The sequence below is a fragment of the Haloterrigena salina JCM 13891 genome, assembly GCF_000337495.1.
Taxonomy (GTDB): Archaea; Halobacteriota; Halobacteria; order Halobacteriales; family Natrialbaceae; genus Haloterrigena; species Haloterrigena salina.
On sequence record NZ_AOIS01000045.1, the window covers coordinates 168559 to 180421 of the forward strand.

The 11863-nt window shown below is 66.7% G+C and carries 11 protein-coding genes; 7 read left to right on the top strand and 4 right to left on the bottom strand.

The window, feature by feature from the left end; translation table 11 throughout:
- Positions 1-2: 2 nt before the first annotated feature.
- Positions 3-1127 (bottom strand): glycine cleavage system aminomethyltransferase GcvT, encoded by a 1125-nt coding sequence (gene gcvT, locus C477_RS13440; RefSeq protein ID WP_008895046.1) that lies wholly within the window; start codon positions 1125-1127, stop codon positions 3-5.
- 467 nt (positions 1128-1594) lie between these two features.
- On the opposite strand from gcvT, the gene C477_RS13445 reads away from it, so the two are divergent.
- Entirely contained in the window at positions 1595-2539 is a 945-nt protein-coding gene (locus C477_RS13445; protein WP_049914529.1) for a DMT family transporter, read from the top strand.
- A 126-nt stretch (positions 2540-2665) separates the two neighbouring features.
- Here C477_RS13445 and C477_RS13450 read toward each other — a convergent pair whose 3' ends face one another.
- Together C477_RS13450 and C477_RS13455 are read right to left on the bottom strand one after the other, a co-directional pair.
- On the bottom strand, positions 2666-4282 hold the full coding sequence (locus C477_RS13450) for a S8 family serine peptidase (RefSeq protein ID WP_008895048.1): 1617 nt from the start codon (positions 4280-4282) through the stop codon (positions 2666-2668).
- A 281-nt stretch (positions 4283-4563) separates the two neighbouring features.
- Positions 4564-5835, bottom strand: coding sequence for a S8 family serine peptidase (locus C477_RS13455; protein WP_008895049.1), 1272 nt, complete (start codon positions 5833-5835; stop codon positions 4564-4566).
- A gap of 255 nt (positions 5836-6090) precedes the next feature.
- Here C477_RS13455 and C477_RS13460 point away from each other — a divergent pair, with 255 nt between their 5' ends.
- The 6 genes from C477_RS13460 (at position 6091) to C477_RS13485 (ending at position 11458) form a co-directional block, all read left to right on the top strand.
- Positions 6091-6561: an NYN domain-containing protein gene (locus tag C477_RS13460; protein WP_008895050.1), complete on the top strand. Its 471-nt coding sequence runs from the start codon at positions 6091-6093 to the stop codon at positions 6559-6561.
- A gap of 74 nt (positions 6562-6635) precedes the next feature.
- A complete protein-coding gene (locus C477_RS13465) occupies positions 6636-8120 on the top strand; it encodes a sensor histidine kinase (protein ID WP_008895051.1) in 1485 nt (494 codons plus the stop codon).
- A gap of 98 nt (positions 8121-8218) precedes the next feature.
- Complete coding sequence (locus C477_RS13470) at positions 8219-8440, top strand: hypothetical protein (RefSeq protein ID WP_008895052.1); 222 nt, start codon at positions 8219-8221, stop codon at positions 8438-8440.
- A 68-nt stretch (positions 8441-8508) separates the two neighbouring features.
- Positions 8509-9360 (top strand): TatD family hydrolase, encoded by an 852-nt coding sequence (locus tag C477_RS13475; protein WP_008895053.1) that lies wholly within the window; start codon positions 8509-8511, stop codon positions 9358-9360.
- Between the two features lie 74 nt (positions 9361-9434).
- Positions 9435-10016, top strand: coding sequence for a DUF2150 family protein (locus tag C477_RS13480; RefSeq protein ID WP_008895054.1), 582 nt, complete (start codon positions 9435-9437; stop codon positions 10014-10016).
- A 470-nt stretch (positions 10017-10486) separates the two neighbouring features.
- Complete coding sequence (locus tag C477_RS13485; RefSeq protein WP_008895055.1) at positions 10487-11458, top strand: phosphoadenosine phosphosulfate reductase family protein; 972 nt, start codon at positions 10487-10489, stop codon at positions 11456-11458.
- 136 nt (positions 11459-11594) lie between these two features.
- Here the strand turns inward: C477_RS13485 and C477_RS13490 are convergent, their stop codons facing one another.
- Positions 11595-11789, bottom strand: coding sequence for a DUF7333 family protein (locus C477_RS13490; RefSeq protein ID WP_008895056.1), 195 nt, complete (start codon positions 11787-11789; stop codon positions 11595-11597).
- Positions 11790-11863 lie beyond the last annotated feature (74 nt).

An 11863-nucleotide genomic window follows, 5' to 3' on the forward strand; every position in this document is an offset into this window, starting at 1 on the left:
GGTTATACGGTATCGATGAACGGTGTCGTTTCAACTCTTGCCTTTTTGGACTGGCCGCGGACGACGACCTGCAGGGTCGTCCCCGGTTCCGCGTACTCGACGGGGACGTAGCCCAGTCCGATGGGTTGCTCGAGCGAGGGACTCATCGTGCCGCTGGTGACGGTGCCGATCACGCGGCTGTCGGTGTTCGTGATGTCGTAGCCGTGTCGCGGGACGCCGCGGTCGATCAACTGGAAGCCGACCAGTTTCTCCTCGACGCCCTCGCGCTCGAGTTCGGCGAGAGCGTCCCGGCCGACGAACTCGGTCTCGAGGGCGACCGTGAAGCCGATGCCGGCCTCGTAGGGCGTTCGCGGATCGGACTCGCGGTCGAAGTCCTGGCCGGCCAGCAGGAGGCCGGCCTCGATCCGGAGCGTGTCCCGGGCGCCCAGCCCGCAGGGCTGGCAGTCGAACAGCGACCAGACGTGCTCGGCCGCCGACCACGGGACGATCAGTTCGAAGCCGTCCTCGCCGGTGTACCCCGTGCGGGCGATCCAGCAGTCGACGCCGTCGACCGTCGCGTACTGGGCCTCGAACCGGTCCAGTTCGGTGATCGACTCCGCGGTCGCCTCGTCGACCAATTCGGCGGCGTCGGGCCCCTGTACGGCGAACATGGCGTACTCGTCGGTCCGGTTGTCGACGGTCGCCTCGAGGCCCCACTCGTTGCGGTAGGTGATCCAGCGCTCGTGGGTCGACTCGTCGGTCCCGGCGTTGGGGACGAAGAGGTAGGTCGGCTCGCCCCCTGCCTCGTCGTTGGCTCCCTCGGCGGTCTCGTCGGGGAGCCGGTAGACGACCGTGTCGTCGATGATGACGCCGTCCTCGTCGGTGATCGCGGCGTACTGGGAGTCGCCGACGGCGAGTCGGGCGACGTCGTTGGTCGTGAGTCGTTGCATCAGTTCGGTCGCGTCCGGTCCGGTGACGTGGATCTGTCCCATGTGAGAGACGTCGAAGATCCCGACGGCCTCGCGGACGGCCGCGTGTTCCGACCGGATCGAATCGAACTCGACCGGCATATCCCAGCCGCCGAACTCCGTGAACTTCGCGCCACGCTCGTCGTGTAGCCCACGCAACGGCGGCGTCTGAAGCGGCATGCTCGAGTGGTTCGCCGGCGGAGTAGTAATGTCTTTTCGTCGCTCGGAGCGGGAGCAACCCGCGGTAGCGATCCGGCGACGAGTGCTCCCGAATCGGCTCGACTCGAGTTCGGAACCGGAACGCCCGATTCACCCTGGTCCGGTACGTGTGCACAAGTACCATTTTCCGCCTCGGTCGCTCGCTGTGCTCACTCACCTCTCGGCGCAAAAACCGACGCTAAAAAGCCGCTCGCTCCCTGACTCACGGGCTCGCGCCCGTTCGTCTTTCGTGAAACAATTTCACCGGCGTGAATAGCGTCCAGAAATGAGATACCTTCGAGCGAGGTCGAAATCGCTACCGTGCAACGGATTGAATGGAAGTTATACAGGACTGATGAGAGGAGATCCAGTCACGGATTTGATAGGATATTTCTGCCCGAAGACGAATCTGACATGAGAGAACTGTCCCCGTTCGTTGAACACCCAATATGAATCAGTGGATAACGGCTCTAGAACAGCGGGTTGACCCGATGGTCGGCGTCGTGGTCGCAGTCATCGCCGTCAGTACGAGTGCGATCCTCGTTCGATGGAGCGGAGCGCCGAGCGTCGTGAAGGCGTTCTACCGGGTGCTGTTCATGGCGGTCGCCGTCGCGCCGTTTGCGCTCCGCGACGTCGACGCCCTCCGAGCGATCTCGAGGCGCGACCTCGTCTTTGCGATCGTCTCGGGGCTGGCGCTGGCCGCCCACTTCGCGAGCTTTTTCGAGAGCCTGGAGCTGACCACGGTGGCCGCGTCGGTGACGCTGATCACCACCCAGCCGATATTCGTCGGCGTCGCTGCGGCGACGCTCCTCGACGAGCGACTCACGCCGCGGATGATCGGCGGGATGACCGTCGCGCTCGCGGGTGCGTTCGCGATGTCGGTAGGACCGCTCGTCATCGATCCGCTGCTCGGCGGCGGCGACATCGTCGCGGCGCTCGAGACCGCGTTCGCGGGGAGTACTACCCAACTGTACGGCAACGCCCTCGCGCTCGCCGGCGCGGTCGTCGGCGCCGTCTACACGCTCTCGGGCCGCTCGCTCCGCCAGCGGCTTCCGCTGTTCACCTATACGTTCGTCGTCTACGCCGTGTGTGCCGTCGCCCTCGGCTTCCTCGCCGTCGGGAGCGATGCGCCGCTTCTCGGCTACCCGCAGGCGGAGTGGATGCTCTTCCTCGCGATGGCCCTGTTCCCGGGCATGTTCGGCCACACGGTCATCAACTGGGCGCTGAAGTACGTCGAGTCGAGCGTCGTGAGCGTTTCGTTACTGGGCGAGCCCGTCGGGAGTACGATCCTCGCGCTCGTCTTGCTCGGCGAGGTTCCGGAAGCCGTGACGATTCTCGGCGGCGCCGTCGTGCTAGTGGGAATATCCCTCACGAATCGTGCACGGGTGACATAAGTCGTCGCAGCCGTCCCGTACACCGATAGTTTCGGATCGGTGCAACGATATCGATAGGCAAGCGGGCTGTACTGAACGCGATTTACACTGCCCGGACTGAACAAAAAGCCCCGCTACTAGCTACTGTTACCGACCCAGTTCTTCGATCCGTATCGTGTACGAACCGCTGCCGGCGTTCGCGTGGATCTGGATGCGCAGATCCTCGTCGCCCGAGAGTTCGAGTTGGATCGCCTCGCTGGCGCCGTCGCTCGCGGACGACTCGTCGTGGTCCCACCGCGTCGGCGACTCGCCGTCGACGTTGCAATAGAGGTCGAAATCGGCGCCGGCGGGCCCCTCGAGCGTGATCGTCGCCGAACACGGATCGCTCGTGCGGGGCGCGTACACGTACCGATCGCTCTCGCCCCACCAGCCGCCGGAGAGGGAGCCGTCGGCCCTCGCGCGGACGGTCTCGTCGCCGCACTGACCGGCGTCCTCGTCGGTGCCGACGGCGTTCTCGTTCGCGTTCGAATCCGCCTCGACGGCTGCAGCCGCGTCGACCCGGCCGGCGCCCTGCGCGGTCGCCTCGAGGCCGAGGTCGGTCGCCGTCGTCAGGAGGTGATCGCGGAGTTCCAGCGGCGAGAGATCTGGATGGGCCGAGAGCGCGAGGCCCGCGACGCCGGCGACGACGGGGGTCGCCATCGACGTTCCGGTCATGCGACCGTAGTCGCTCCATGGGACCGTCGAGACGAGGCCGGCCCCCGGCGCGGCGAGGTCGATCTCCGGCCCCGTGTTGGAGAAGTCGGCTACCGACTCGCCCTCGAGGGCCGAGACGCCGATGACGTCCTCGTAGGCGGCGGGGTAGGCGACGCCGTCGGCGCCCGCGTTGCCCGCGGCGCCGACAACCAGAGCCCCCTGCTCGAGGGCGTACTCGCAGGCCGCGGCCAGCGTCCGGTAGTCGTCGGCGGCGCCCAGCGAGAGGTTGATCACGTCGGCGCCGGCGTCGGCGGCCCACTGGATCCCGTCGGCGATGTCCGAGAGCGACCCCTGCCCGCTCGTGTCGAGGGCGCGCACGGCCAGCAGCGAACAGTCGCTGACCCCCGCCGTTCCCCGGCCGTTGTCCGTCTCGGCGACGGCGATGCCGGCGACGTGGGTCCCGTGCTGTTCGTCGCCGGCCGACGGGTACGGATCGCTCCCGTGTCCGGTGACGTTCTCGCCCAGCCGGTCGTCGACGGCGCCCTCGAGGTCGGGGTGGTCGTACTGGACACCCTGGTCGACGGTGGCGATGAGGACGTCCGCGCTCCCGGTGGTGGTCTCCCAGGCCGCCTCGCAGTTGACCTGCTGGGGGGCGCTCTGGTGGCCGTAGTAGGTGTCGTCGGGTTCGCCGAACGACTGGACGGTCGCGTTCCGTTCGACGTACTCGACGTGTTCGGCCCGCTCGATCGCCTCGATGAACTGCTCGCGGGCGTGGGCCGGCGCTTCGGAGGGGAAGCTGACGGTCGCGTACCCGATCGTCTCGTTAGCGTGGACGACGTCCGCGTCGCCGGGGACGGCCGCGCGCGCCTCGCGGGCGACGTCCGGCGCCGACGCCGAGATACCGACGACGAGTTCGTCTTTCTTCGGCCTCGGTTTTCGCTCCGGGGTCGCGCTGGCCACCCCGCTCGCGCCGAGCAACCCGCCCGCGGCGAGCGCGCCGGCACCGGCCAGAATCCGTCGTCTCTCGTAGCCGCCGTCCGCGTCTCCGTCTCGGGGACCGTTTTGTGTCATGAAGCGACAGTCAACAGATCTTGAAATTAGTAAACTCTTATCGAACCGAGTGTTGTTTATTCGAGATTGTTCCGGCTCGAGTGAGCGTGAACGGAACCGAGTCGGCTATTAAAACGTGAACTGGTAGAGGCGGCCATTCAGGCAGCCGTCGCCGGCCGAAAACAACGGCCCGGCGGTTGCTGCTCGATCGGCACCGATCGCAGTACCGCGATCGTCAGTCGGTCGGAACGGTGCCCCGACTCGAGGCGGTACTCGGCGCTAACACGAACAGGTTCGTCGCTTTACCCGCCTGTCGCGTCCCCGTTGGCACCGTCAGGAGACGGCGCCGTCTCGACGGCCGCGGCCGCGTCGACCCGGCCCGCCCCCTGACGGGTTTCGTCGAGGCCGAGATCGGTCGCCGTCGCCAGGAGGTGCTCGCGGAGTTCCAGCGGCGAGAGGTCGGGATGGGCCGAGAGCGCGAGGCCCGCGACGCCGGCGACGACCGGCGCCGCCATCGACGTGCCCGAGATCCGCGCGTAGTCGTCCCAGGGGACCGTCGAGAGGAGGTCGGTCCCCGGCGCGACGACGTCGATCGCCTGGCCGACGTTGGAGTACGACGCGATCCCGTCGCCGTCGAGGGCCGCGACGGCGACGACGTCCTCGTAGGCCGCGGGAAAGTCGACGGTCTCGCTCTCCTCGTTGCCGGCGGCGCCGACGAGCAGGGCTCCCTGCTCGAGGGCGTACTCGCAGGCCGACGACAGCGTCTCGTAGTGTTGGGGCGCGCCGAACGAGACGTTGATGACGTCGGCGCCGGCGTCGGCGGCCCACTGGATCCCGTCGACGATGTTCGAGAGCGAGCCCTGTCCGTTCCCCTCGAGCGCGCGGGCTGTCAGCAGCGAACAGTCGCTGATCCCGGCCGTCCCGACGCCGTTGTCCGTCGCGCCGGCGGCGATGCCGGCGACGTGGGTGCCGTGGCGCTCGTCGGCAGCGGCCGGGGAGGAATCGTCGCCGCTCCCGACGAAGTTCGCGCCCGCCTCGCCCGTCGCGCCCTCGAGGTCGGGGTGGTCGGACTGGACGCCCTGATCGACGACGGCGACGGACACGTCCTCGCTCCCGACGGTCGTCTCCCAGGCCGTCTCGCAACCGACCTGCTGGGGCGCGCTCTGTCGGCCGTACTCGCTGTCGTTCGGAACGACCGACGCGTGGAGGGACGCGTTCGGTTCGACGTACTCGACGACGTCCGTCGCCGCGATCGCCTCGAGGGCTCCGTCTCGGACTCGCTCCGACACCGACGGAAGCGACACGGTCGCGTATCCGATCATCTCGTTCGAGTGACGGACGTCGACGGCGTCGGGAACCGCGGCGTGCGCCGCTGCCGCGACGTCCGAAACCGTCGGCGAGAAGCCGACGACGAACTCCTCGGTCTCCGGCCACGGGCCGCGATCCGACGGCGCGCCGAGGCCGCTCGAGCCCAGCAGTCCGCCCAGCGCGAGCGCTCCGCCGCCGACCAGGAACGTCCGTCGATCGCAGGCGATACCGCTCTCGTCGTCGTCACGGGGACCAATCCGTTTCATCTGACGGAAAGCACAACTAACGGCCCGTAGTAAACGCTTCTCGAACGAACGGAGATTTATTCAACATCGTATTCGGGCGAGTGTATCAAACAGAAATACGGTATCCAAGTAAGTGCTGAACCTGTGAAGGTAACCGTTTAGAGCCCGGTCGAACTCCCGGAACAACTCGGTCGACGTTGGATCAACCGACCGACGCGTTTTCCCCCTCGAGTCGATCCGTCACACCTATCTCGGGGCCGCTGAAACGGCCAGTGTATGTTCGACCGCGTTCGCGCCCGTCTCGCTCGCCGCGCAGGCACGCTACCCGAAACCGAGCCGACGGTGGGGCTGCTGGTCGACGGGCCGAACGTCTTCCGCGACGAGTTCGACGTCGACCTGAACGACCTCCGGGACGCCGCGCGGGACCTCGGTCGCGTCGGCGTCATCCGGCTCTACCTCGACGAGCACGCGACGCCGGGGCTCATCCAGGCCGCCGAAGCCCGCGGCTTCGAGGTGATCGTCACCAGCGGCGACGTCGACGTCAAACTCGCCGTCGACGCGACCGCCCTCTGTGGCGACGGCACGATCGATCGGCTGGCGATCGGCTCCCGCGACACCGACTTCAAGCCCGTCCTCGAGTACGCGGGCACCGTCGGCGTCGAGACGGTCGCCATCGCGCCGGGCACGTACGGCCGCTCGGACGCCCTGCGGAACGCGGCCGACGAAGCGATCACGCTCGGCGACTGACGCGAAACGACCGTCTCGACGGTTGATGCGCCGTGCCGAAGCGTTCATGCTCGCCCCTCTTTTAAGAGATCAGCATGTGTTCCTTCGGTCACGACGAGCAGACCGCGGTTGACGTCCGGAGCGGCGAGTCCAACGGCCCGCTCGGACTGGAGAGCGGACTCGACGCCCTGCGCTCGAGTCCGGAATTTCGCGGTCCCGTCGAGTCCCTCGGCGAGCACGAGCCGAACGAACACCTCGCGGTGATCTACGAGGACCGGGACGAGCAGCTCGCGGCCGTCGTCCCGTTCGTGCGCCAGGGCCTCGAGCGGGGCGAACGCTGCATGTACGTGGTCAACGAGAACACGAGGGCTGAGATGACGGCGGCGATGGAAGACGGCGGCATCGACGTCGACGCGGCGACGGAATCCGGCGCGCTCACCTTCCACACGATCGGGGAGACCTACCTCCGAACCGGCCGGTTCGATCCCGACGACATGCTCGAGTGCTACCGGGACGCCATCGAGGCGGCTCGCGACGACTACGCGGGGCTGCGCATCAGCGCCGAGACGACCTGGATCGTAGACGAGGGAACGAGCCTCGAGCAGTTCATGGAGTACGAGAGTCGGGTCAACGACCTCTTCGACGGTGAGGACTGCATCGCGCTCTGCCAGTACGACCGAAACGTGATCCCGGCGGAGATCCTCTGTGACATCGTCCGCACCCACCCCCACCTCGTCTATGACGGCGCCGTCTGCCACAACTTCTACTACATCCCGCCCGAGGAGTGCTTCGGCCCCGACCGTCCGGACCGCGAGGTCGATCGCATGCTGGGCACGCTCTACGAGCGAACGACGGCGAAAGTCGAGCGCGACGAGACGATCGAGGCCTTGGAGGAGTCGAACGAACAGCTCCAGCGGTTCGCCTACATCGCCTCCCACGATCTCCAGGAACCGCTGCGGATGGTCTCGAGCTACCTCCAGTTGCTCGAGCGAAACTATCGCGACGACCTCGACGCGGACGCGCGCGAGTACATCGACTTCGCCGTCGGCGGCGCCGATCGAATGCGCGAGATGATCGACGGGCTACTCGAGTTCTCCCGGATCGAGACGGGCGAGACGACCCTCGAGCCGGTCGACTGCGAGGCCGTCGTCGAGACCGTCGTCACGGACCACCAGGTACAGATCGAGGAGAGCGGGGCGACGGTCGAGATCGGCGCGCTCCCGACGGTCAGGGGCGATCGGACCCAACTCGAGCAGCTCTTTTCGAACCTGATCGGCAACGCGATCAAGTACCGCGGCGACGAATCGCCGCGCATCGAGGTCGACGCGACGAAGTGCGGCCCTAAGTGGCGACTCGCCGTGGCGGACAACGGGATCGGGATCGATCCCGACTACCACGACCAGATCTTCGACGTCTTCAACCGGCTCCACGCGATCGGGGAGTTTCCCGGCACCGGAATCGGCCTCGCGCTCTGCCGGCGGATCGTCACCAACCACGGCGGGGAGATCGGCGTCGACTCCGAGCCGGGCGAGGGGACGACGTTCACCGTGACGCTCCCGGCGACAGCGCCCGACGCGTAACCACTGTCTCTTCGCTTGCTACTTTCCCCCATACGCTTAATCGCTCGCGAGTCGTTACTCAGTCCATGGATCACAGAAGCCGGTCCAGCCCTACCCCCATGAGAGGACGCCACCTGCACTCTCGACGGCTCCGCGAACTCGAGGAGCGACTCGACGATGCCGAACGGGACATCGACCGGCTGGAGAACACGTTGCGAGGGATCGTCCAGGAAACCAACGACATCTCTGTCGGCGGCCTGTGCAAGTGCGGGGAGTCGCTCCTGATCGTTCGCCAGCGGACGGTCTACTGCCCGCACTGCAAGTATCGCCGGGCGATTTAGCCGCGAGGGGGTCCGGCGACTCGACCGAAGTCGGAGATTTTTCACGCTCGGTCGGCCCACTAGCGCACATGCTCGACGACGAGACGCCGGTCCTCGACAACCACCTCCACCTCGATCCGGACAACCACCGCGGCATCGACGCCGTCCGCGACTTCGCCCGCCTCGGCGGCACCCACCTGCTGGTCGTGAACAAACCCTCCTGGCACCTCGGCGTCGAGGCCGAGACCGGCGAGGACTTCCGCGCGGTCTTCGAGCGGACGATCGAGATCGTCGACGAGGCCTCGAGCGAACTCGACGGGCGGGCCTGGCCCGTCCTGGGGGTCCACCCCGGACTGATCACGCGGCTCGTCGACGACCGCGGCTTCAGTCCCGACGACGCGCGGGACCTGATGCAGGCGGGGATCGACGTCGCCGCGGAGTACGTCGAGTCCGGCGAGGCGCTGGCCCTGAAGTCGGGTCGGCCCCACTACGAGGTCGACGACGACGTGTGGGCGGCCTCGAACGCGGTCATGCGCCGGGCCTTCGAGCGTGGCGCCGAACTGGACTGCGCCGTCCAGTTACACGCCGAGGCCAGCGAGGACATGACCGAGGTCACCGACTGGGCCGAGGAAGCCGGCCTCCCGGCACACAAGGTAGTCAAACACTACGCGAGCGGTCGCCTCGAGGGCCCGGTACCGAGCGTGATGAGCGAGAAGGATCGCCTCGAGACCGCCGCCGAGCGCGGCGAGCCGTTCCTGATGGAGACCGACTACATCGACGATCCGGACCGCCCCGGCGCCGTCCTCGGGCCGAAGACGGTGCCCCGGCGAGTCCGCTGGCTGCTCGAAAACGACCGCGAGGATGCGGTCCGTATCGCCCACGTCGAGACGCCGGAACGCGTGTACGGAATCGACACGGAAGGGACGCTCGAGCGGGCCTAAAGCCGACGTTTCGGTTCAGTAAGCTCGGCGTAGAGTAGAGAAAGGCATTTCAAGCGGCCGGTGTAGGTGTCTGTATGAGCAATCCCCCGACCGAGTTCTACTCGGAGGAACGCTGGCAGAACTGGATCGGCCGCATCAAGGACGAAGACATCGATCCGGAGGACGAAGACTCGGCCCGGCTCCTGTTGAACCTGCAGGACGACACGGCGATCGCGATCGCCAAGATCGTCGCCGCCTACGACGACGGGGAACTCGGCGAGGAGGAAGCGCTCGAGGAGATCAACGACGTACGCGAGATCGTTCTCGGCGAGGTCGACATCGAGGACGAGGAGAAACTCATCCTCGTCGACGGCGTCCAGACGAGCCTCGTCTGCGTCTTCTTCGCCGCCGAGGAGTACATCGCGGGCGGCCCCGCCGAAGAGGGCAGCGTCGGCGACTACCTCGGCGCCGCGGCCGACGCCGAGGCCGAGGAGGATCTCGACGCCGCGCTCGGCTACGCTGCACAGGCGGGCACGCTCATCATCGACGGCGAGGAACTCGACATGTCCGTCGCCGAGGACCTCGAGTACGGCCTCGTCACGGAGTGGATCAACGGGCTCGACAGCCTCCAGAGCGCGATGAGCGATCCCGAAGTCGTCGAGGAAGACGAGGAGTAACCGCGACGACGCGTCCAGTTCGCCGTCCGGTCCGGCCGCGCGCCGCTACTGTACCGCCCGTCCGACCCGGGGGCCGAATCCGTATCGTCGACGAACGATTCTACGACCGACGTTCGGAGGCCCGCGTCCCGAACAGCGTCGGCTTTCGTCGGCGGTCCCGACGGCCACCGGTTGCGGCAAGTATTGCGCCGCCCCGTCGGACGAACGGCGACGCGATCACGCCACCGTCCCGGCCCTCGAGTGAACACACCACACGGATCGGTGGGGTCGACCCGCCGCTCATCGATCACGACGGGCAGCCGTCGTTCGCACAGTACAGCACCTGAAAATCCAGTTCCTGACTCGCTCCGTCGAACGAGATCCGCGTCGGCTCGCGATACCGTCATCGCCGACCGATCGTCGCAGATTCCGACAGACGTTTCCGCTCCCCCAAAGCGTTTATCCCTCCTAATTATATCTAATTACACCACATGAGCGAGAACTTCCCCGACTACGTCGACGTCGACTACGAGGACGGCGACGGCGAGGATCCCGAGGACTATCCCCAGATTCAGGACAAGATCGAGAAGGCCATCGAAGTCACTCGCGAGGGTCTCGAGGCGTACGAGAACCCGGCCGTGATGTGGACTGGTGGCAAGGACTCCACGCTCACGCTGTACTTCATCAAGGAGGTCGCCGACCGCTTCGACCTCGAGGTACCGCCGGCGGTCTTCATCGACCACTACCAGCACTTCGACGAGATCCACGACTTCGTCGACCACTGGGCCGACGAGTGGGACCTCGAAGTCATCTACGCGCGCAACGAGGACGTCGGCGAGTACACCGAGGAACACGACCTCGAGCCGGGCGACGACATCGAGATCGACGACCTCTCCGAGCACAACCAGCACCACGTCGAGAACATCCTCGAGTACGAGGAGGACACGTTCCCGTTCCTGCTGGACACCTACGTCGGCAACCACCTGCTGAAGACGGTCGCGCTCAACGACGCGCTCGAAGAACACGACATCGACGGCGTCATCTCCGGCGTCCGCTGGGACGAACAGGAGGCCCGCGCCGACGAGACGTTCTTCTCGCCGCGCCACGACCCCGACATCTACCCGCCCCACGACCGCATCCAGCCCATCCTGCAGTTCGACGAGGCCGCCGTCTGGGACGCCTTCTGGAACTTCGTGGTGCCGGACACGGTCGAGAACTTCCCCGAGGAAGGCTACGTTCCCGAAAGCGACACCGACCTCCCGGAGGGTGTCGAACAGGAGGATATTCCGATCTCGCCGAAGTACTTCGCCGGCTTCCGCTCGCTCGGCAGCGAAGTCAGCACCGAGAAGAGCGACGAGGACCCCGCGTGGCTGCAGGACCTCGAGGGAACGACCGAGCGCGCTGGCCGCGCCCAGGACAAGGAGGACCTGATGGAGCGCCTGCGCGACCTCGGCTACATGTAGGCCGCTCGCGGTCGATCGCCAACTGAGTGCTCACCGCCGATTTTTCGGTTTCGTTCGCTCGAGAGCCGCTGCTGGCGCGGTCGAAATCGTAACGGTCGCGACGAACCAGTAGCGATAGCGCCGAGACCGACCGTCGTTATCGTCCCGTCGCGCGATACTCGCCGTATTTGATGCCGATGCCGAGCGTGATCAACCCGAACACGATCATCGACGGCGCGACCATCATCAACACGGTGTTCGTGGTCATCATCGGTGCGGCGATCAGGCCGACGACGCCGATCGCGATGACGGCGATAAACGCGGCCGCGGTCGTGGGAAGGTCGAACTCCATGTGCGGCCCTTGGGAAGCGGCCGCCTAATGGTATCGGGAATCGGCAGTCCGTTCAGGAGAATTGAACGGACGGA